The 20,548-nt window shown below is 66.0% G+C and carries 16 protein-coding genes, 1 rRNA gene and 1 other RNA gene; 16 read left to right on the top strand and 2 right to left on the bottom strand.

Features of this window, described 5'->3' with window-relative positions; genetic code table 11:
- The first annotated feature begins 157 nt into the window (after positions 1–157).
- Both rrf and BRO63_RS03890 read left to right on the top strand, forming a co-directional pair.
- Positions 158–270 (top strand): 5S ribosomal RNA (gene rrf, locus BRO63_RS03895).
- 248 nt (positions 271–518) lie between these two features.
- A complete protein-coding gene (locus BRO63_RS03890) occupies positions 519–884 on the top strand; it encodes a DUF4870 family protein (RefSeq protein WP_013391517.1) in 366 nt (121 codons plus the stop codon).
- A gap of 452 nt (positions 885–1,336) precedes the next feature.
- Here the strand turns inward: BRO63_RS03890 and BRO63_RS03885 are convergent, their stop codons facing one another.
- Positions 1,337–1,615: an SWIB/MDM2 domain-containing protein gene (locus BRO63_RS03885; protein WP_059373735.1), complete on the bottom strand. Its 279-nt coding sequence runs from the start codon at positions 1,613–1,615 to the stop codon at positions 1,337–1,339.
- A gap of 147 nt (positions 1,616–1,762) precedes the next feature.
- Here BRO63_RS03885 and BRO63_RS03880 point away from each other — a divergent pair, with 147 nt between their 5' ends.
- Positions 1,763–2,956: a M20 aminoacylase family protein gene (locus BRO63_RS03880; protein WP_088138613.1), complete on the top strand. Its 1,194-nt coding sequence runs from the start codon at positions 1,763–1,765 to the stop codon at positions 2,954–2,956.
- 10 nt (positions 2,957–2,966) lie between these two features.
- Complete coding sequence (gene pyrC, locus BRO63_RS03875) at positions 2,967–4,031, top strand: dihydroorotase (RefSeq protein WP_373557762.1); 1,065 nt, start codon at positions 2,967–2,969, stop codon at positions 4,029–4,031.
- Positions 4,032–4,127: 96 nt separating this feature from the next.
- Here pyrC and BRO63_RS03870 read toward each other — a convergent pair whose 3' ends face one another.
- Positions 4,128–5,954: an ATP-binding cassette domain-containing protein gene (locus BRO63_RS03870; RefSeq protein WP_088138612.1), complete on the bottom strand. Its 1,827-nt coding sequence runs from the start codon at positions 5,952–5,954 to the stop codon at positions 4,128–4,130.
- 133 nt (positions 5,955–6,087) lie between these two features.
- On the opposite strand from BRO63_RS03870, the gene rnpB reads away from it, so the two are divergent.
- The 12 genes from rnpB to BRO63_RS03810 all read left to right on the top strand — a co-directional run bounded on the left by rnpB (position 6,088) and on the right by BRO63_RS03810 (position 20,545).
- An RNA gene (gene rnpB, locus BRO63_RS03865) (RNase P RNA component class A) lies at positions 6,088–6,493 on the top strand.
- A gap of 354 nt (positions 6,494–6,847) precedes the next feature.
- Positions 6,848–7,276 carry a division/cell wall cluster transcriptional repressor MraZ gene (mraZ, locus tag BRO63_RS03860; protein ID WP_088138632.1) on the top strand — a complete coding sequence of 143 codons (429 nt, stop codon included), beginning with the start codon at positions 6,848–6,850 and terminating at the stop codon, positions 7,274–7,276.
- 7 nt (positions 7,277–7,283) lie between these two features.
- Positions 7,284–8,378, top strand: coding sequence for a 16S rRNA (cytosine(1402)-N(4))-methyltransferase RsmH (gene rsmH, locus BRO63_RS03855; protein WP_088138611.1), 1,095 nt, complete (start codon positions 7,284–7,286; stop codon positions 8,376–8,378).
- Entirely contained in the window at positions 8,378–8,668 is a 291-nt protein-coding gene (gene ftsL, locus BRO63_RS03850) for a cell division protein FtsL (RefSeq protein ID WP_088138610.1), read from the top strand. The genes rsmH and ftsL overlap by 1 nt, the downstream gene beginning before the upstream one ends.
- Entirely contained in the window at positions 8,665–10,395 is a 1,731-nt protein-coding gene (locus BRO63_RS03845) for a peptidoglycan D,D-transpeptidase FtsI family protein (RefSeq protein ID WP_088138609.1), read from the top strand. Before ftsL ends, BRO63_RS03845 begins: the two co-directional genes overlap by 4 nt.
- Entirely contained in the window at positions 10,392–13,247 is a 2,856-nt protein-coding gene (gene murF, locus BRO63_RS03840; RefSeq protein ID WP_088138608.1) for a bifunctional UDP-N-acetylmuramoyl-L-alanyl-D-glutamate--2,6-diaminopimelate ligase MurE/UDP-N-acetylmuramoyl-tripeptide--D-alanyl-D-alanine ligase MurF, read from the top strand. The genes BRO63_RS03845 and murF overlap by 4 nt, the downstream gene beginning before the upstream one ends.
- The gene (gene mraY, locus BRO63_RS03835) at positions 13,237–14,406 is read left to right on the top strand and encodes a phospho-N-acetylmuramoyl-pentapeptide-transferase (protein WP_088138607.1); all 1,170 of its coding nucleotides are present in this window, start codon (positions 13,237–13,239) and stop codon (positions 14,404–14,406) included. Before murF ends, mraY begins: the two co-directional genes overlap by 11 nt.
- Positions 14,403–15,935, top strand: coding sequence for a UDP-N-acetylmuramoyl-L-alanine--D-glutamate ligase (gene murD / locus BRO63_RS03830; RefSeq protein ID WP_088138606.1), 1,533 nt, complete (start codon positions 14,403–14,405; stop codon positions 15,933–15,935). The genes mraY and murD overlap by 4 nt, the downstream gene beginning before the upstream one ends.
- Complete coding sequence (gene ftsW, locus BRO63_RS03825) at positions 15,932–17,125, top strand: putative lipid II flippase FtsW (protein WP_088138605.1); 1,194 nt, start codon at positions 15,932–15,934, stop codon at positions 17,123–17,125. The genes murD and ftsW overlap by 4 nt, the downstream gene beginning before the upstream one ends.
- A complete protein-coding gene (murG, locus tag BRO63_RS03820; protein WP_088138604.1) occupies positions 17,122–18,195 on the top strand; it encodes an undecaprenyldiphospho-muramoylpentapeptide beta-N-acetylglucosaminyltransferase in 1,074 nt (357 codons plus the stop codon). The genes ftsW and murG overlap by 4 nt, the downstream gene beginning before the upstream one ends.
- Positions 18,192–19,598: a UDP-N-acetylmuramate--L-alanine ligase gene (gene murC, locus BRO63_RS03815; protein ID WP_088138603.1), complete on the top strand. Its 1,407-nt coding sequence runs from the start codon at positions 18,192–18,194 to the stop codon at positions 19,596–19,598. The genes murG and murC overlap by 4 nt, the downstream gene beginning before the upstream one ends.
- Positions 19,595–20,545 (top strand): D-alanine--D-alanine ligase, encoded by a 951-nt coding sequence (locus BRO63_RS03810; protein WP_088138602.1) that lies wholly within the window; start codon positions 19,595–19,597, stop codon positions 20,543–20,545. The genes murC and BRO63_RS03810 overlap by 4 nt, the downstream gene beginning before the upstream one ends.
- Positions 20,546–20,548: the final 3 nt, after the last annotated feature.

The raw sequence follows: 20,548 nt of genomic DNA, 5'->3' as shown, positions 1-20,548 counted from the left end.
TATTCCGCAGAACCCCACAGCTAACCGCTGTGGGGTTTTGTCTTTGTGAGAGCCCATGACGGGCGCCTGTCGAGCATTGCTCCAGACGCACTCATAAGCCCCCTCACGACAGGATTGGAGCGTTTGCCCAGGCAGGGCAGGCACTCAAGCAGTTACGCCTGACAACCATAGCAAGGTGGTCCCACTCCTTCCCATCCCGAACAGGACAGTGAAACGCCTTTGCGCCGATGATAGTGGACGGACGTCCGTGAAAGTAGGTCATTGTCAGGCTTTGATTCCAGGAACCCCGCAGCTCGCGCTGCGGGGTTTTTTCTTTTGCGCGGGTGCTGTTGTCAGGTCTCCGCGCTGTCTGCGATGGTAGGCGCGTGAGGCCGCGACATGAGTTTTTGCGTGACGCTTGCGGACCGTCAATCAGGCTGCAAGCCGCGCCAGCATTGAATGTGCCCAAATAACAACGGCCGTTGGCGGGGTGGCTTTGTGCGGTAAGATTGACCGAGTCAATTCGTTGGAGCGTTATCGTGAGTGATCCCCAGACCCCCGTGCCCGGAACGACGTTAGACCTGCGCACGCTGACCCACGTGGCCTATGGCTTGTATGCCTTGGGCTTCCTGACGAGTGGATTCCTGGGCATCGCCACGCTGGCGGCCGTGGTGCTGATGTATCTGAAGCGCTCGGACGCCGCAGGCACCGTCTATGCCGCTCATTTCGACTGGCTGCTGCGTACCTTCTGGTGGGCCTTGCTGTGGCTGGCCATCAGCGGTATCGCGACGCTGATCTTCATAGGCTGGATCGGCCTGGCCGCGACCGTGATATGGGTGTTGTATCGCTTGATCAAGGGCTGGCTGTCGCTGCTGGAAGGCTCCGCGCCGACCACCTACGCCTGAAGGCGCGCGTTCAAGCAAAAGGCCGGCATGAGCCGGCCTTTTGCTTTGTTGGGCTCGACAACAAGAGGCCGCGTTGATCGTGCGCGTGCGTGCATCAGCGAACAAGGGCGGACGCGTGGTTCAGCAGCGTGCGTGAGTCTGCAGGCGCAGGAGCTTGCCCGTGCATGGTTGCATGCGGATGCTCGTGAAGCAGCCGGGCCTGGCTTTGTTCGCGTTGCTTTCAGCCGCTTGATGCGAGCTTGCAAGAAGCGCGGCCAACTGCCTGAAGAGGCGCGCCAGGCTTGGCTTTCGGGGAATGCTGGTGTGGGGAATCGAGCCATGCCGGCGAGGTGGCGGCGTGGCTGTCGCGATGCGTGAAAGCTGCGCTGGGGAGGCGAGCTCGCCCAGGGATGAACCGGGGCGTCGCGACGATATGTAGAGGCAGGGACGTACGGGGTACGCCCTTTGCCTGCTTACTTCAGATGCGCGTTGACCAGCTTGGTCAGTTCGAACATCGTGACCTGATCTTTGCCGAAGATCGGGCGCAGCTTGGCATCGGCGTTGATGTTGCGCTTGTTGCTGGCATCTTGCAGGTTGTGCTTCTTGATGTATTCCCAGATCTTTTTGGTGACCTCGGTACGCGGCACGGCTTCCGAGCCGATGACAGCAGCCAGGTCGGCGCTGGGGGTCAGGGGCTTCATGAATGCAGCGTTCGGCTTGCGCGCGGTCGCGGGTTTGGAGGTTGTGGCCATAATGCGGCGCTCCTTCTCTGGCTGTTGGAAAAATTGTCCTGCGGCCGGAGCATAACGTGTCTCTCCCGTAAAGACAAAGGCATTTATCCTCTGTAGCAACTAAAATGCACACACTGTCCTCCCTACATCGTCATTCTGTAACCTCCTATGTACGCACGATCTCCTTTGGAATCAATTCGCCTCTTTCATGACGAATTGACGGCGCTGCGGCGCGATTTGCACGCACATCCCGAACTGGGCTTCGAGGAGGTCCGGACTTCCGGGATCGTGGCGGGTGCGCTGGAGGCGCTGGGGGTCGAGGTGCATCGCGGCATCGGCAAGACCGGCGTGGTGGGCGTCATCCGCGGCAAACGCTGCGACAGCGGACGCATGATAGGTCTGCGTGCCGACATGGATGCCTTGCCCATGACGGAAGACAACGACTTTGGCCACAAGTCGACCAAACCTGGCCTGATGCATGGCTGCGGCCACGACGGCCACACCGCAGTGCTGATCGGTGCCGCCAAGTACTTGTCGCAGACACGCAATTTCGACGGTACTGCGGTGCTGATCTTCCAACCTGCGGAAGAAGGGCGCGGCGGCGCGCGCGCCATGCTGGAAGACGGCCTGTTCGATACCTTTCCGTGCGACGCGATTTATGCGCTGCATAACTGGCCGGGCCTGAAGCCGGGCACGATAGGCATCAATCCCGGGCCGATGATGGCCGCGGCTGACCGCTTCGAGATCCTGATCACCGGACGCGGCGGCCACGGCGCGCATCCTTATCAGACCATCGATCCCGTCACGATCGCGGGGCAGATCATCACGGCGTTGCAGACCATCGTGTCGCGCAACGTCAATCCGCTGGATTCGGCCGTGGTGTCCATCGGCTCGCTGCAGGCCGGTCATCCAGGCGCCATGAGCGTGATTCCACGTGAGGCCAGGATGGTGGGCACGGTGCGTACCTTCCGCAAATCCGTGCAGGAAATGGTGGAGACCCGCATGCGCGAGCTGGTGTCCGCGATCGCGGGCGCCTTTGGCGGCACGGCTGAGGTGACCTACGAACGAATTTATCCTGCGACCTTGAACACGCCGCAGCACGCCAATCTGGTGGCGGACATCGCCACCGAGATGATAGGCAAGGAGAACGTCGTGCGCGATTTGACGCCGTCGATGGGCTCCGAGGATTTCTCCTTCATGTTGCAGAGCAAGCCTGGCGCATACTTCCGGCTGGGCCAGGGCGGAGCCGATTCCGGCTGCGTGCTGCACAACTCGCATTTCGATTTCAACGATGCCGTCATCCCCTTGGGCAGCGCGATGTTCAGCGCGCTGGCCGAACGGGGCATGCCGCTGGCAGATTAAGAAGCCTCTCATGTCTACTCAAAACACGACTCAGCTCACCATCACCCGGCCGGACGACTGGCATCTGCACCTGCGCGACGGCGCGGCCCTGGAGGCCGTGGTGGCGGATACCGCGCGCCAGTTTGCGCGCGCCATCATCATGCCCAACCTGAAGCCGCCGGTTACCACCACCGAACAGGCCCTGGCCTATCGCGGCCGCATTCTGGAGGCCTTGAAGAAGGCGGGTGGCAATCCGGATGCCTTCACGCCGCTGATGACGCTTTACCTGACCGACAAGACCACGTCGGAAGAGATCTTCCGCGCCTACGAGTCGGGCCAGGTCTACGCCGTGAAGCTCTATCCGGCGGGCGCCACCACCAACTCCGATGCCGGCGTGACCGATCTGCTGGGCAAGTGCGCCAAGGCACTGGAGGCGCTGGAGAAATGCGGCATGCCGCTGCTGGTGCACGGCGAAGTGACGGACCCGTCGATCGACTTGTTCGACCGCGAGGCGATCTTCGTGGAACGCGTGATGAAGCCGCTGCGCCGCGCCTTCCCGGCGTTGAAAGTGGTGTTCGAACACATCACGACCAAAGAGGGCGCGGAATACGTGCGCGATGCCGAAGGCCCCATCGCCGCCACGATCACGCCGCAGCATCTGCTGTACAACCGCAACGCGATTTTCCAGGGCGGCGTGCGGCCGCACTTCTACTGCCTGCCGGTGCTCAAGCGCGAGACGCACCGCCTTGCGCTGGTCGAGGCGGCCACCAGCGGCAGCCCGCGCTTTTTCCTGGGGACCGACAGCGCACCGCACGCGCGCGGGTTGAAGGAACATGCTTGCGGTTGCGCCGGCTGCTACACGGCACTGCACGCCATGGAGCTGTACGCGACAGCCTTCGACGCCGTCGGCAAGCTGGACAAGCTGGAAGGCTTCGCCAGCTTCCACGGTCCCGACTTCTACGGCCTGCCGCGCAACACCGGCACGCTGACGCTGGTGCGCGAGACCTACCAGGTGCCCGAGGAAGTGGCGTTCGGCAACACGACGCTGGTTCCGCTGGCTGCGGGCGAAGCGCTGGAATGGCGCGCGCGGGGCTAGGCAACTGCGCTGCCCGGCAGGTCCGAGACAAAGAAATGCCCCCGAAATTCGGGGGCATTTTTCATGCGCCTCTATATGTATATAGAGACAGCCTGATTACAGCGTGCCTTCACGGCGCGCTTCCAGCAGTTCCCAGCGGGCAAACCGCTCTTCGAGTTCGCTTTCCAGCTTGGCCAGTTCACCGTTGATACGCTCGACTTCGGCGGGCGCGTCGCGGTACAGGCTGCCATCGGCGAGCTTGCCGGCAAGCTCGGCCTGTTGCGCTTCCAGGGCGGCGATGGCGTCGGGCAGGCCTTCCAGTTCGCGCAGTTCCCAGGAGTTCATCTTGGCGGACTTGGCCGGCTTGGGCTTTGCGGCCTTGGCGCGCGAGGCGGCATCGTCGGCGGGGCGGGCGGCCGGGGTGGCGTCTTCGGCGGCAGCAACCGGAGCGGGCCGCTGGGCGACCCATTCGTCATAGCCGCCCACGTAGTCGCGCCAGCGGCCGTTGCCTTCGTAGGCGATGGTTTGTGTGACGACGTTGTTCAGGAAGGCGCGGTCATGGCTGACCAACAGCACCGTGCCCTGGTATTCCTGCAGCAATTCTTCCAGCAGTTCCAGCGTTTCGATGTCGAGGTCATTGGTGGGTTCGTCCAGCACCAGCACGTTGGCGGGGCGGGCGAACAGGCGAGCCAGCAGCAGGCGGGCGCGTTCGCCGCCGGACAGGCTGCGCACCGGCGAGCCGGCGCGGGCGGGCGAGAACAGGAAGTCGCCCAGGTAGCTCATGACGTGTTTGCGCGTGCCGCCGATTTCGACCCACTCGCTGCCCGGACTGATGATGTCGACAAGCGTGGCGTTTTCGTCCAGCTGCGCGCGCATCTGGTCGAAATACGCGACCGCGACGTTGGTGCCGAGCCGCGTCGTGCCGCTGTCGGGTTGCATTTCGCCCAGGATCAGCTTGAGCAGCGTGGTCTTGCCGGCGCCGTTGGGGCCGATGATGCCGATGCGGTCGCCGCGCAGGAGGGTGGTGGAGTAGTCGTCCACCACGATCTTGTCGCCGAAGGCCTTGTGCACGTGGTCGAGTTCGGCAACCAGCTTGCCGGAGCGCTGGCCTTCGGCGAGCGCCAGCGAGACATCGCCGACGCGTTCGCGGCGTTCGGCGCGTTCGACGCGCAGTTGTTCCAGACGGCGCACGCGGCCTTCATTGCGGGTGCGGCGGGCTTCGACGCCCTTGCGGATCCAGACTTCTTCCTGCGCCAGCAGCTTGTCGAAGCGGGCTTGCTCCAGACGCTCGGACTCCAGCCACTGGGCCTTGCGCTCCTGCCACTGCGAGAAGTTGCCGGGGAAGCTCAGCAGGCGCCCGCGGTCGAGTTCGACGATGCGCGTGGCGACGGCGTCCAGGAAGCGGCGGTCGTGGGTGATGATGACGGCGGCGCCGTTCCAGGCGCGCAGCATGTCTTCCAGCCAGGCGATGCCTTCGAAGTCCAGATGGTTGGTGGGTTCGTCCAGCAGCAGCAGATCGGGCTCATCGACCAGCGCACGCGCCAGCGCGACCCGCTTGCGCGTGCCGCCGGACAGGCCGGCGATCTGCACGTCGGCGGGCAGGCCGAGTTTTTCGAGGACTGAGCGCACGCGCGACGGGCGCTGCCAGTCTTCGTGATCGCCCTCGACATTGCAGACGACATCGAAGACGGTGGCGTTTTCGTCCAGTTCGGGTTCCTGTTCGACGGTGGCCACACGCAGTCCCGAGCTGCGGGCGATGTCGCCATCGTCGGGCTGGGTCCTGCCGTCCAGCAGTCTCAGCAGGGAGGACTTGCCGGCGCCGTTGCGGCCGATGAGGCCGATGCGCTCGCCGGCCTGAATGGCGAAATCGGCGTGATCCAGCAGCGGATGGTGGCCATAGGCCAGCTGGATGTCGGTAAGGGTGATGAGAGTAGCAAGGGCCATGTGGTGGGTCGTGTCTGCGGCGTCTGAGCGAATCAAGGCGTATTGTCGCAGGAACCCCGGAACGCCGTTTGGGCGGCCCGTGCGGCGGCGCCTTCGGGGACAGTGCCGCCGGGTGTAATAGAATACGGACCGCAAGGCGGGTCGGGCGATCGCGGTGGGTGCGAATCCATCGAGGAAGGTCCGGACTCCACAGGGCAGGGTAACGGCTAACGGCCGTCCGGCCGCGTCTTCGGGCGCGGTTGAGGAATAGGGCCACAGAGACGAGTCTGCGGGGTGGGCGCGCATCGCGCGCACAGATACGGCCATCTCCGTATCGCGCCGTCCGGCAACGGGCGGCGGCATCGCAGGGTGAAACGCGGCAACCTCTATCCGGAGCAACATCAAATAGGCATGCGTGCGGTCTTCGGATCGTGAAGGGCGGCTCCGTCCAAGCATGCGGGTAGATGGCTAGAGCGGCTCAGCAATGATCCGCGCAGAGGAATGATCGTCCGCCAGGGAAACCTGGTGTACAGAATCCGGCCTATAGGCCCGTCTTGCAACTCATTCTCAACGCGAGCCAGGTTCGGACTGGAACCTGGCGTCGCGCTGGCGGGGTCTGACCATTTTTTTGCATGCTCAAAGCGGTGGCCCCGGCTGAAAGCCTTGCCAACCGGAGCAATCGACCGACCGTAAAACAATGCAAAGGCATTGTTAGCCGCCACTTCTGAAGAAGGACTTTTAGATAGTGCCGCAACCTCCTGATTTATTGGGAGGTTTTTCTTTTTGCGGATTTACATGTTGATCTAAGTCCTTGTTGTGATTGAAAAAATTGCAACCACGCGCTTGACCGCCCTGATCCCATACCGTAGAGTGGGAAATAGTAGGAAATTGTGCAATTAAGTGGGGTAAAAGTGGTGTTTCAGGGAAGCAGCGCACTCACGCTGGATGCCAAGGGACGGATCTCGATTCCGACCCGGCACCGTGACGCGCTCATGTCGCAGGCCGATGGCCGGCTGACCCTGACACGCCACCCTGACGGCTGCTTGCTGGTCTACCCGCGGCCGGAGTGGGAAAAGAAGCGCGAGCAGATTGCCGCCTTTCCCATGACGGCGCGCGCGTTGCAGCGGCTGTTGCTGGGCAACGCTCAGGACGTGGAACTGGACAGCTCCGGCCGGGTCCTGATCGCTCCTGAACTGCGCAACGCTTCCGGTATGACGCGCGATGTGATGCTGCTCGGTCTGGGCGCGCACTTCGAGCTGTGGGACGCCGCTACCCTGGCCAGCCGCGAGGCTGAGGACCTGGCCAAGGGTATGCCGGATGTGTTGAATCAGTTTTCGTTCTGAAAAAGTTATGGAATTCGAACATCGGCCCGTACTGCTGGAGCCGACGGTGGACGCGTTATTGCTGCCTGACTTCGGCGGCAAGGGCGCGGCACGGTCGTATCAGCAGGCCGGGCCGGCTACGGCTACGCGAGCGGAGGACGGCGTCTTCGTCGACGGCACCTTCGGGCGTGGCGGGCACAGCCGCGAGCTGCTCGGCCGTCTGGGCAAGGGCGCCAGGCTGGTGGTGTTCGACAAGGATCCGGAGGCGATCGCCGTAGCCAGGCAACTGGCGGCAGCGGACCCGAGGGTCACCGTGGTGCATGGGGGCTTTGCCACCATGGCCGAAGAATTGGAGCAGCTCGGCATCGGCAAGGTCGATGGCGTGATGCTCGATCTGGGCGTTTCCTCGCCTCAGATCGACGATGCCGAGCGCGGTTTCTCGTTCATGCGAGACGGCCCGCTCGATATGCGGATGGACACCACTCGTGGTCCCACGGTGGCGGATTGGCTGGCGCAAGCCAGTGTGGATGAGATGCGGGAGGTCATAGCGGATTATGGCGAAGAACGGTTTGCTTTTCAGGTTGCAAAGGCGATTGCTGCTCGCCGCGCAACAAGGCCGCTGCGCACCACGCTCGAACTTGCCGAGTGCGTCGCCAGCGCCGTCCGCACGCGCGAAAAGGGGCAGCATCCGGCCACACGCACCTTTCAAGCTCTACGGATTTACATCAATCGGGAACTCGAAGAGCTCGCGCGCACCCTCGCGGCAGCTCTAGACCTGCTCGCCCCGGGAGGGAGGTTGGCGGTGATCAGCTTTCATTCGCTTGAAGACCGCATGGTCAAGCAGTGCATCGCGGCGGCGGCTCGTCCGGCCGCGGCGCATGCGCGCCTGCCCCTGCGGGAAAGCGAAATGCCCCAGCCGGTCCTGCGTTCCCTCGGGCGCGTGCTGGCCGAAGACGATGAGGTCTCGGCCAACGCCCGCGCCCGCTCCGCAGTCCTGCGCGTAGCCGAACGTACCGAAACGCCGCTGCCCGCCGAGGGCGGTTTCGCGTTCGTGAAGATCGGTTCGCTGCCGGGCAGCGACCTGGCACCCCCGCCGCGCCGCGGCAAGGGAGGGCGCCGCTAATGGGTCGCGTCAACCTGATCGTTGCGGCTTTGCTGATGCTGTCGGCCATTTCTTTGGTCACCAGCCGGTATCAGTCGCGCCAGCTCTTTATCGAGCTGGGCCGAGATCAGGCGCAGGCGCGCGACCTCGAAACCAATTGGCGGCGCCTGCAGCTGGACCGCGCCGAACTGGCCCGCAACGCGCGGGTCGACGCCATCGCGCGCGAGGGCCTGAAGATGATCTCCATCGTTCCGGACCGCACGCTGTACATGAATCAGGCGCCCGTCTCCGCCAATGGAGGCGCGCAATGAAACGCGTCCCCTTCTTCGACAACCCCGTGCTGCGCGGGCAATTGCCCACCTGGCGCGCCCGCCTGGTGTTGATCCTGCTGTTTGGCGGGTTCACCGTGCTGGCCGGCCGCGCCCTGTTCCTGCAGGGGCTGTCCACCGAATTCCTGCAGCAGCAGGGCGAGCGGCGCTATGAGCGCACGCTGACCCTGGCCGCCACGCGCGGCAAGATCATGGACCGCAACGGCGCGGTGCTGGCTTCCAGCGTGCCGGCGCGCGCGATCTGGGCGATTCCCGAAGACGCCAAGCAGGCCACCCCGGCACAGATGGACACGCTGGCGAAGCTGCTTGAAACGCCCTTGGCCGACCTGCGGCACCGCCTGGTCGACGAAGACAAGAACTTCGTCTACCTGAAGCGCCAGGTCTCCATGGACGTGGCCGACAAGATCAAGCAACTGGGCATGCCCGGCGTGCACCAGCAGCCCGAGACCCGCCGCTACTACCCGGACGGCGATGTGATGGCCCACGTGGTGGGTTTCAACAGCGTCGAGGACCAGGGGCAGGAAGGCGTCGAGCTGACGTTCAACCAGCAGTTGTCCGGCCATCCGGGCAGCCGCCGCGTCATCAAGGACCGGCTGGGCCGCGTAATTGAAGACGTGCAGGCCGTGACCCTGCCGGTGGACGGCCGCGACCTGCGTTTGTCCATCGACACGCGCTTGCAGTACCTGGTGTTCAAGGCCTTGAAAGACGCCATGGACAAACATCAGGCCAAGGGCGCGACCGCCGTGGTCGTGGACGTGCATACGGGCGAAATCCTGGCCCTGGCCAATGTGCCGACCTTCGATCCGAACAAGCGCGAAACCTTCCACGGCTCCAAGCTGCGCAATCAGGCGATCACCGACACTTTCGAGCCCGGCTCGATCATGAAGCCGTTCACCGCCGCGCTGGCGTTGGACCTGGGCCGCATCAGCACCAAGACCCTGTTCGAAACCGGCAATGGCCGCTTCCAGTATCAGGGCAGCACGATCAGCGACGTGAGTCGCAACGGCACGCTGGACGTGGCCGGCGTGCTGCGCAAGTCCAGCAACATCGGCATGACGATGATCTCCGAGAAGCTGGAATCCCGCGAGATGTGGGATCGCTTCACTGAACTAGGCCTGGGCCAGGCGCCCCAAGTGGGATTCCCCGGCGCGGCGCCCGGTCGCCTGCGCCCCTGGGACCGCTGGCGCCTGATCGAAAAGGCCACCATGGCCTATGGCTACGGCCTGTCGGTGTCGCTGCTGCAGGTGGCGCGCGCCTATACCGTTTTCGCCCGCAACGGCGACATGGTGTCGCTGACCCTGGTCAAGCGCGACAGCGATCCCACCAGTGTCAAGATCTATACGCCGAAGACCACCCAGATGGTGCGCGCCATGCTTGAGGCCGCGGCCGGTCCCGAAGGCACCAAGGCCGCCCAGGTGCAGGGTTACCGCGTGGCCGGCAAGAGCGGCACCGCGCGCAAGATCGTCGACGGCAAGTACAGCATGCAGCGTTATCGGAGCTCGTACGTGGGCTTCGCTCCGGTGTCGGACCCCAAGATTGTCGTGGCCGTGTCCATCGACGAACCGACGGTCGGCGGCTACTACGGCGGCGCTATCGCCGCGCCCGTGTTCTCCCAGATCGTGGGGGGGAGCTTGCGGCTGATGGGGGTGCGCCCGGACGCACCCTTCGAATCCACAATTGTTGCTGGTCTTAAGGAGCCAGGCAGATGAGCGCCAAAGGCTTCCTCTCCAACCCTGTCGCCACGGTTGCCGAAACCGTGGCGTGGTTGCGTTCGCGCGTGTCGTTGACCGCGCACCTCAAGCTGGACTCCCGCGATATCGAGCCGGGCGATGTATTCGTCGCCTGCCCGGGCCTGTCCAGCGATGGACGTCTCTATATAGAGAAGGCGCTGGCGCTGGGCGCCAGCGCGGTATTGTTCGAAGCCCCCGCCAATGATGCCGTCGCGGCCGTGGCGGACCAGGCCGCGATGCTGCCGGTGACCGGCCTGCGCGCCCTGCTGGGCGAGTTGGCCGATACCTGGTACGGCCGGCCCTCGGCCGAGCTGGCGGTGGTGGCGGTAACGGGCACCAACGGCAAGACTTCATCGGTGCAATGGATTGCCCATGCGCTGAGCCGCAATGACAAGCCCTGCGGCACCATTGGCACCCTGGGCGCCGTGCTGCCCGACGGGCAGACGCTGGGCGGCGACCTGACGACGCCGGACGTGTTGACCGTGCACCGCACGCTGGCCGCCATGCGCGACGCCGGCGCCAAGGCCGTGGCCATGGAAGCGTCTTCCATCGGCATCGAGCAGGGCCGGATGGACGGCGTGCGCGTTGCGCTGGCCGCCTTCACCAACCTGACGCGCGACCACCTCGATTACCACGGCACGATGGAACGGTACGAAGCCGCCAAGGCGCGCCTGTTCCGCTGGCCGGGCCTGACCGCCGCCGTGATCAACGCCGACGACGAGGCCGGACGCCGCCTGATCGCCGATCTGCCTGCCGGCATGGCGATGGGCTACAGCCTGAGCGAAGCGCAGGATATTCCCGCCGGCATGCGCGCGCGGGATCTCCAGGCCACCGCCCAGGGTCAGATCTTCACCCTGGTGTCGCCGCATGGCGAGGCCCAGATCGTGACCCGCCTGCTGGGCGCGCACAACGTGTCGAACCTGCTGCTGGTGGCGGGCGTGCTGTATCAGCTGGGCCTGCCGTTTGCGCAGATCGCGCGCGAACTGGCCGCCACGGATCCCGTCGATGGCCGCCTGCAAACCGTTGAGCCGGTGGCTCACAGCACCCAGGCCAGCACGGGCCGCGGCCCGCTGGTGGTGGTGGACTATGCCCACACCCCCGATGCGCTGTCGCGGGCGCTGGCGGCCCTGCGCGCCGTCGCGACCGCGCGCGCGGGCCGATTGATCTGCCTGTTCGGCTGCGGCGGCGAACGCGATCCGGGCAAGCGTCCCGTGATGGGCCGCATCGCCGCCGACCTGGCCGACCACGTGGTCGTGTCCAGCGACAATCCGCGCACCGAATCGCCTGAAGCCATCGTCGAGCAGATCCTGGCGGGCATCCCCGACAGCGTCAGTCCCGACGTACAGGTGGACCGCGCGCGCGCCATCATGCAGACCATCTGGGCGGCTGCGCCCGATGACGTGGTGCTGCTGGCTGGCAAGGGGCATGAAACCTATCAGGACATCGGCGGCGAGAAGCTGCCCTTCGATGACCGCGAATGGGCCCGGCTGGCGCTGCTGCTGCCGCAGGTCAAGGGCGTGTCCACCGACACCCGCCGCATCGGCGACGGTGAGCTGTTCGTCGCGCTGGTGGGCGAGAACTTCGACGCCCACAACTATCTGGATCAGGCCGAGGCGCGCGGCGCGTGCGCGGCCGTGGTGGCGCATGCCGTGCCCGACGCCAAGCTGCCGCAACTGGTGCTGGGCGATACCCGCGTCGCGTTGATGCGCATCGGCGCCGCGTGGCGCGCGCGGTTCACGCTGCCCGTGGTGGCGGTGGCCGGTAGCAACGGCAAGACCACGACCAAGGAAATGATCTCGGCCATGCTGGCCGAGTGGCAGGGCGAGACGGGCCGGCTGGCGACGGCCGGCAACCTGAACAACGACATCGGCGTGCCGCTGACTCTGCTGCGCCTGCGGCCGGAGCACCGTGCGGCCGTGTTCGAGCTGGGTATGAACCACCCCGGCGAGATTGCGCAACTGGCCGCCATCGCCGTGCCCACGGTGGCGCTGGTCACCAATGCCCAGCGCGAGCACCAGGAATTCATGCACAGCGTGGAAGCGGTGGCGCATGAGAATGGCGCCGCCATCGCGGCCTTGCCCGAGGACGGCGTCGCCGTCTATCCCGGCGACGAACCGTATTCGGCGATCTGGGACGCCCTGGCCGAGCCGCGCCGCGTGCTGCGCTTCGGCCTGCAGCCCGGCCTGGACGTGTATGCGGAGCAGATCCTGGCGGACGTGAACGCCACGCGCTGCCGCGTGGTCACGCCGGTGGGCGTCGCCGACCTGGCGCTGCCGGTGCCAGGCCTGCACAACCTGCGCAACGCGCTGGCCGCCATCGCCAGCGCGATCGCCGCGGGGGCGCCGCTGGACGGCGCGGTGCGCGCCCTGGCCGGTTTCAGCCCGGTTGCGGGCCGCATGCAGCACAAGAGTATGAGTGACGGAACGTTGCTCATTGATGACACCTACAATGCGAACCCCGACTCGGTTCGCGTAGCCGTGGACGTCCTGGCCCGCATGGCCGGCAAGCGCGTCCTGGTGCTGGGCGACATGGGCGAGGTCGGGGACAACGGCCCCGCCATGCATGTCGAGGTGGGCAATTACGCGCGCGAGCAAGGCCTCGACGCGCTCATCACGCTAGGCGAAGCCAGCCGGGCGGCCGCGGCCGCATTCGGTGAGCGCGCGCACGCCTGCGCATCGGTAGACGAAGTGGTTGCCGCAATGCGCGGCTTGCGCCCGTCCTGCGTATTGGTAAAGGGATCGCGCTTTATGCGCATGGAGCGGGTAGTGACGGCTTTTTCGATGAATGAAGGTACGGCGGCCAAGGGGCAGGGAGAGCAGAATGCTGCTTGAAATCGCCCGCATGCTGTCTGACGATGTGCGCGCACTGGGGGTGTTCGAATACATCACCCTGCGCGCTGTTCTGGCATGCGCGACCGCGCTGTTGATCGGCCTGGTGGCCGGCCCGCGCGTGATCCGCAAACTGACCGAGATGAAGATCGGCCAGGCCGTGCGCTCCTACGGTCCGGAAACCCATCTGGTCAAGACCGGCACCCCCACCATGGGCGGTGTGCTGATCCTGATTTCCATCGCCATCAGCACCTTGCTGTGGGCGGACTGGACCAACCGCTTCGTGTGGGTGGTGTTGCTGGTGACCTTCGGCTTCGGCTGGATCGGCTGGCGGGACGACTACCGCAAGGTGGTCTATCGCGATCCGGAAGGCATGCCTGCGCGGCAAAAATTCTTCTGGCAGGCCACCATCGGCATGGTGGCCGCGGGGTATCTGGCGTTTGCCGTGTCGGCGCCGGCCAATACCGAACTGTGGCCCTTGTTCAAGGCCTGGGTGGGCAGCGGTTTCACGATGTCCTTGCCGACGCGCGCCGACCTGATCGTGCCGTTCTTCAAGAGCGTGAGCTACCCCTTGGGCGTGCTGGGCTTCGTGGCGTTGACCTGGGCGGTCATCGTCGGCACCAGCAATGCCGTGAACCTGACCGATGGCCTGGACGGCCTGGCCATCATGCCCACCGTCATGGTGGGCAGCGCGCTGGGTATCTTCGCTTACGTGGTCGGCCGCGTGGACTATTCCAAGTACCTGCTGTTCCCCTACATTCCGGGCGCGGCGGAATTGATGGTGCTGTGCGCCGCGATAGGCGGCGCGGGACTGGCATTTTTATGGTTCAACGCGTATCCGGCCCAGGTCTTCATGGGTGACGTCGGCGCGCTTGCCTTGGGGGGCGCGTTGGGCACCATCGCGGTCATCGTGCGCCAGGAAATCGTGCTCTTCATCATGGGCGGCGTGTTCGTGGTCGAGACCCTTTCCGTGATGATGCAAGTGACTTGGTTCAAGTACACCAAGCGACGTTATGGAACAGGTAGACGCATTTTCCGCATGGCCCCGTTGCATCATCACTTTGAAGTGGGCGGCTGGAAGGAAACCCAGGTGGTCGTGCGTTTCTGGATCATCAGCATGATGCTGGTGCTGATTGGCCTCTCTACCCTGAAGTTGCGATGAATACGATGGAAACCTCCCGCGCAGACGCGCCGCTCGTCCTGATCCTCGGATTGGGCGAGACGGGTGTCGCCGCCGCTCGCTGGTGCGCCCGCCTGGGCGCCCGCTTGCGCGTGGCCGACACGCGCGCCGAACCGGGCGGGCTGGCCGCGCTGCGCGAATCGCTGGCGCAAAGCGAAGTGGAATACCGCCTGGGCTGCGACGAGTCCTTCGACACGGCGCTGCTGGACGGCGTGAGTCAGGTGGTGCTGAGCCCCGGCCTGGCGCCGGCGCAGGCGCCCGCGGCCGAACTGCTGCGCGAGGCCGAGGCCCGCGGCATCGAGATCGTCGGCGAGATCGAATTGTTTGCGCGCGCGCTGGCCGATCTGGCCGAGACGCGCGAGTACCGCCCGCGCCTGTTGGCCGTGACCGGCACCAACGGCAAGACCACCGTCACCGCGCTGACCCGCCAACTGGTCGAGGCCAGCGGCCTGTCGGTCGTGGCGGCGGGCAACATCAGCCCCGCGGCGCTGGCCGCGCTGATGGAGGCGCTGGACACTGAATCGCTGCCGCAGGTGTGGGTGCTGGAACTCTCCAGCTTCCAGCTGGAAACCACGCGCTCGCTGATGGCCGACGCGGCCGTGGTGCTGAACGTCACCCAGGATCACCTGGACTGGCATGGCAGCATGCAAGCCTACGCGCAGGCCAAGGCCCGCCTGCTGAAGATGGCCCGCGTGGCCATCGTCAACCGCGACGATCCGTACACCGTGGACATGGTCGCCACCCTGAACGCGCTGAACGTGCGCAGCTTCGGCCGCGATGTGCCGGAACTGGTCGGCGACATGGGCCTGGAACTGGGCCAGGGTGTGGCCTGGCTGGTGGCCTGCGAACCCAACGATTTCGATGAGCCTGCGCCGCCGGTGCGCCGCAAGAAGGACGCGCCCGAGCCGGTGCGCGCCAAGGGCCGCATGAGCCGCCTGATGCCGGTGGATGCCTTGCGCATCCGCGGCATCCACAATGCCTTGAACGCGCTGGCCGCGCTGCAGCTGGCGCGTTGCCTGGATTTGGGCTGGGGCGCCATGCTGCGCGCGCTGCGTGAATACACGGGCGAACCGCATCGCGCCGCCTTCGTGCGCACGATAGGCGGCGTCGACTACATCAATGACAGCAAGGGCACCAACGTGGGCGCCACCGTTGCCGCGCTCGAAGGCCTGGGCCAGCAGGTGGTGCTGATCGCGGGCGGCCTGGGCAAGGGCCAGGACTTTTCGCCGCTGATCCCGGGCGTGGCGCAGCATGCGCGCGCGGTTATGCTGATCGGCCAGGACGGTCCCGAGATTGCCCGCGTGCTGGCGCCGACCGGGGTGCAGTGCGTCATGGCTGAAACGCTGCGCGACGCCGTGCGCGGAGCTGCCGAACTGGCCCAGCCGGGCGATGCCGTGCTGTTGTCGCCCGCCTGCGCCAGCATGGATATGTTCCGCAATTACCCGCATCGCGGACAGGTGTTCGTGGAAGAGGTCGAAGACCTGGCCCGCGACTGTGGAGAGATCGCATGAGCTTGATCGCCGATCTCACCGCCAGCGTCAACGCCGTACGGCCCGGCCGTACCCGCATGCGCAATTTCGATCTGCCGCTGGTCATCGCGGCGTCGACCTTGCTGCTGCTCGGCTTGCTGATGGTGTATTCGGCGTCGATCGCGCTGGCCGACGGCCCGCGCTACGCATCCTATGGCCGCTACTACTTCGTGATCCGCCATGGCCTGTTCGTCAGCGCCGGGCTGCTTGGCGCCGCCGTGGTGCTGGCGGTGCCGATCCGCGTGTGGCAGCGCCTGGCAGTGCCGCTGTTCGTGGTGGCCATCGTGCTGCTGGTGGCGGTGCTGATCCCCGGCATTGGCCGCGAGGTCAACGGCGCGCACCGCTGGATTCCGCTGGGCCCGCTGAACTTCCAGCCCTCCGAACTGATGAAGCTGGCTGCGCTGCTCTACGCCGCCGATTACACCGTGCGCAAGCAGGAGCACATGCAGGCCTTCGCCCGGGGTTTCCTGCCGATGGCGTTCGCGCTGGCCGGCGTCGGCATGCTGCTGCTGCTCGAGCCCGACCTGGGCGCCTTCATGGTGATCGTGGCGATCGCCATCGGCATCCTGTTCCTGGGCGGCATCAACGGCAAGTACTTCAGCAGCCTGCTGGCGGTGCTGGTGAGCACCTTCCTGATGCTGATCTGGCTGTCGCCGTGGCGCCGGGCGCGCCTGTTCGCGTATCTGGATCCCTGGAACGAAGACAATGCCTACGGCAGCGCCTACCAGCTGTCGCATTCGCTGATCGCCCTGGGCCGCGGCGAATGGCTGGGCGTGGGGCTGGGCGCCAGCGTCGAGAAACTGCATTACCTGCCCGAAGCGCACACCGACTTCCTGATGGCGGTGGTGGGCGAGGAACTGGGCTTTGCCGGCGTGATGCTGGTCATCACCCTGTTCGCCATCATCGTCTACCGCGGCTTCGACATCGGCCGCCAGGCCATCGCCATGGAACGCACCTTCGCGGGCCTGGTGGCGCATGGCGTGGCGATGTGGTTCGGCGTGCAGGCGTTCATCAATATGGGCGTCTGCCTGGGGCTGTTGCCGACCAAGGGCCTGACCCTGCCGCTGATGAGCTATGGCGGTTCGGGCATTGTGATGAATCTGTGCGCGCTGGCGATGCTGATACGGGTCGACGTGGAAAACCGCGTCATGATGCGTGGGGGGCGAGTATGACTTCCCGCACCATCCTGATCATGGCCGGGGGCACCGGCGGCCACATCATGCCGGGGTTGGCCGTGGCCGACGTGCTGCGCGAGCGCGGCTGGCGCGTGCTGTGGCTGGGCAACCCTGAAAAAATGGAAGGCCGGCTGGTGCCGCCGCGCGGCATCGAATTGGTGCCGCTGCGTTTCCAAGGCGTGCGCGGCAAGGGCGCTTCGGCGCTGCTGAAGCTGCCGTTCCTGCTGCTGCGCGCATTCGGGCAAGCCTGGTCGCGCCTGTCCGACGTGCGGCCCGACGTGGTGCTGGGCATGGGCGGCTATGTGGCGTTCCCGGGAGGCGTCATCGCGGCGCTGCGCGGCACGCCGCTGGTCGTGCATGAACAGAATGCCGTGGCCGGCACCGCGAACAAGTGGCTGGCCAGGATGGCCCGCCGCGTGCTCAGCGGCTTTCCCGGCGTGCTGCCCAAGGGCGAGGCCATGGGCAATCCGGTGCGCGCCGACCTGTGCGCGCTGCCGGACCCGGCGCAGCGCTACGCCGGCCGCAGCGGTCCGCTGCGCCTGCTGGTCGTAGGCGGCAGCCTGGGCGCGCAGGCGCTGAATACCACGCTGCCGCAGGCGCTGGCGCTATTGCCGCAGGAAAGCCGGCCGGTGGTGGTGCACCAGGCCGGCGAGCAACATTTGCCCGCGCTGCAGCAGGCCTACGCCCAGGCGGGCGTGGAAGCCGACTGCCGCGCCTTCATCGATGACATGGCGGGCGCCATGGGCGAGGCCGATCTGCTGATCTGCCGCGCCGGCGCCATGACGGTGTCGGAAGTGGCCGCGGCGGGCGTCGCGGCCCTGTTCGTGCCGTTCCCGCATGCCATCGACGACCACCAGACCGCCAACGCGCGCTTCCTGAGCGACGCGCAGGCCGCCTGGCTGCAGCCGCAGACCGCCCTGACACCCGAATGGCTGGCGCAGTGGCTGGGCCAGCGCTCCCGACAAGAACTTCAAGCCGTGGCCGAACGGGCCCGCGCGCATGCGCGCCCCGAAGCCGCGGCCCATATCGCCGACGTCTGTGAACAAGCAGCGGGGCGCGCATCATGAAACACAGAATTCAACACATCCATTTCGTAGGCATTGGCGGCTCGGGCATGAGCGGCATTGCCGAGGTGCTGCTCAACCTGGGCTACACCATCAGCGGTTCCGACCTGAACGAGTCGGCGGTGACGCGCCGCCTGGCCGGCCTGGGCATGAAGATCGCGATCGGCCATGTGGCCAGCAACGTCACGGGCGCGGCCGCCATCGTCACGTCCACCGCCGTGGCGGGCGACAACCCCGAAGTGATCGCCGCCCGCGCGGCGCGCATCCCGGTGGTGCCGCGCGCCATCATGCTGGCCGAGCTGATGCGCCTGAAGCGCGGCATCGCCGTTGCCGGCACGCACGGCAAGACGACCACGACCAGCCTGGTGGCCAGCGTGCTCGCCGCCGGCGACCTGGATCCGACCTTCGTGATCGGCGGCCGCCTGAATTCGGCTGGCGCCAATGCGCGCCTGGGGCAGGGCGACTACATCGTGGTCGAGGCCGACGAGTCGGACGCCTCGTTCCTGAACCTGCTGCCGGTGATGGCCATCGTGACCAATATCGATGCCGATCACATGGACACCTACGGCCACGACGTGGCGCGCCTGAAGAGCGCCTTCATCGAGTTCACGCAGCGTCTGCCGTTCTACGGCAGCGCCGTGCTGTGTTCGGACGACGCCAATGTGCGCGAGATCATGCCCTTCGTGTCGCGGCCCATCACGACCTACGGCTTGAATGAAGAGGCGCAAGTGCGCGCCTACGAAGTGCAGCCGGAAGGCACGCGCATGCGTTTCAACGTGCAGCGCACGCACCGCGACACCCTGTTGCCGCCCTTGCAGGTCGAACTGAACCTGCCGGGCCTGCACAACGTGCGCAACGCGCTGGCCGCGATCGCCGTGGCGACCGAGCTGGGCGTGGCCGATGAGGCCATCTGCGAGGCGCTGTCCTCGTTCAGGGGCGTGGGCCGCCGCTTTACGCAGACGGGCGAATTCCCGGTGCCGGCCAATCATGGCGGCGGTACCTTCACCGTGATCGACGACTACGGTCATCACCCGGTGGAAATGGCCGCCACTCTGGCCGCCGCGCGCGGCGCCTGGCCTGACCGCCGCATCGTGCTGGCCTTCCAGCCGCACCGCTATACGCGTACCCGCGACTGCTTCGAGGATTTCGTGCGCGTGCTGGGCACGGCCGACGCCGTCCTGCTGACCGAGGTCTATGCCGCGGGCGAGCCGCCCTTGGTGGCCGCGGACGGCCGGGCCCTGTCGCGCGCCCTGCGCGTGGCCGGCAAGGTCGAACCGGTGTTCGTCGAGGACGTGGCGGAACTGCCGCAGGCCGTGGTGGATTTCGTGCGCGACGGCGACGTAGTGATTGTTATGGGAGCGGGTTCGATCAGCAAGGTCCCCGCCCAAGTTGGAGAACTGGCATGAGCACGCAATTCGGCAAGGTGGGTGTGTTGTACGGCGGACGTTCGGCCGAGCGCGAGGTGTCCCTGATGTCGGGCGCCGGCGTGCATCAGGCGCTGCTCAGTGCCGGTGTCGACGCACATCTGTTCGACACGGGCGAGCGCAGCCTGTCCGAACTGGCCGCCCAGGGTTTTGACCGCGTGTTCATCGCCTTGCATGGCCGCTACGGCGAAGACGGCACGATCCAGGGCGCCCTGGAACTGCTGGGCATCCCCTATACCGGCAGCGGCCCGCTGGCCTCTGCATTGGCCATGGACAAGACCATGACCAAGCGCGTCTGGCTGCAGCACGGCCTGCCCACGCCTGATTTTGAATTGCTGGACGCCGACACCGAGCTGCGCCTGGTGCCGGACCGCCTGAGCCTGCCGCTGATCATCAAGCCGCCGCACGAAGGTTCGACCGTGGGCATCACCAAGGTGGTGGGCTATTCCGACATGAAGGAAGCCTACGCCGCGGCCGCGCGTTTCGACGCCCAAGTGCTGGCCGAACAGTTCATCACCGGCCGCGAGCTGACAGTGGCGGTGCTGGGCGGCGGCAAGACCGCGCGCGCGCTGCCTGTCATCGAAATCGCCGCGCCCGGCGGCAACTACGACTACGAGCACAAGTACTTCTCCGACGACACGCAGTACTTCTGCCCGGCCACGCTGCCGCCCGAAGTGGCCGCGGAAGTCGCCGAGGTCGCGGTCAAGGCTTACCAGGCGCTGGGCTGCGAAGGCTGGGGCCGCGCCGATTTCATCCTCGACCGCGACAACCGGCCGTGGCTGCTGGAAATGAACACCTCGCCTGGCATGACCAGTCATTCACTCGTTCCCATGGCCGCCAAGGCGGTGGGAATCAGCTACGCCGAACTGTGCGTGGCGATCTTGTCCGAGGCTGCGTGCAAAGTGCACAGCCCGGCCCGCAACGCTTGACCC

The sequence above is a fragment of the Achromobacter xylosoxidans genome (assembly GCF_002192695.1).
In the GTDB taxonomy this organism is placed as follows: Bacteria; Pseudomonadota; Gammaproteobacteria; order Burkholderiales; family Burkholderiaceae_B; genus Achromobacter; species Achromobacter xylosoxidans_C.
This window is presented reverse-complemented; position numbering and strand designations above follow the sequence as displayed.

What these genes read in the sequence shown, in the direction of transcription:
- BRO63_RS03885 (WP_059373735.1), bottom strand. Translation starts at nt 1,615, where the DNA reads ATGGCCACAACCTCCAAACCCGCGACCGCGCGCAAGCCGAACGCTGCA.
- ftsW (WP_088138605.1), top strand. Translation starts at nt 15,932, where the DNA reads ATGAGCTTGATCGCCGATCTCACCGCCAGCGTCAACGCCGTACGGCCC.
- pyrC (WP_373557762.1), top strand. Translation starts at nt 2,967, where the DNA reads ATGTCTACTCAAAACACGACTCAGCTCACCATCACCCGGCCGGACGAC.
- murD (WP_088138606.1), top strand. Translation starts at nt 14,403, where the DNA reads ATGAATACGATGGAAACCTCCCGCGCAGACGCGCCGCTCGTCCTGATC.
- murG (WP_088138604.1), top strand. Translation starts at nt 17,122, where the DNA reads ATGACTTCCCGCACCATCCTGATCATGGCCGGGGGCACCGGCGGCCAC.
- murF (WP_088138608.1), top strand. Translation starts at nt 10,392, where the DNA reads ATGAGCGCCAAAGGCTTCCTCTCCAACCCTGTCGCCACGGTTGCCGAA.
- rsmH (WP_088138611.1), top strand. Translation starts at nt 7,284, where the DNA reads ATGGAATTCGAACATCGGCCCGTACTGCTGGAGCCGACGGTGGACGCG.
- ftsL (WP_088138610.1), top strand. Translation starts at nt 8,378, where the DNA reads ATGGGTCGCGTCAACCTGATCGTTGCGGCTTTGCTGATGCTGTCGGCC.
- BRO63_RS03845 (WP_088138609.1), top strand. Translation starts at nt 8,665, where the DNA reads ATGAAACGCGTCCCCTTCTTCGACAACCCCGTGCTGCGCGGGCAATTG.
- mraY (WP_088138607.1), top strand. Translation starts at nt 13,237, where the DNA reads ATGCTGCTTGAAATCGCCCGCATGCTGTCTGACGATGTGCGCGCACTG.
- BRO63_RS03880 (WP_088138613.1), top strand. Translation starts at nt 1,763, where the DNA reads ATGTACGCACGATCTCCTTTGGAATCAATTCGCCTCTTTCATGACGAA.
- murC (WP_088138603.1), top strand. Translation starts at nt 18,192, where the DNA reads ATGAAACACAGAATTCAACACATCCATTTCGTAGGCATTGGCGGCTCG.
- BRO63_RS03810 (WP_088138602.1), top strand. Translation starts at nt 19,595, where the DNA reads ATGAGCACGCAATTCGGCAAGGTGGGTGTGTTGTACGGCGGACGTTCG.
- BRO63_RS03870 (WP_088138612.1), bottom strand. Translation starts at nt 5,954, where the DNA reads ATGGCCCTTGCTACTCTCATCACCCTTACCGACATCCAGCTGGCCTAT.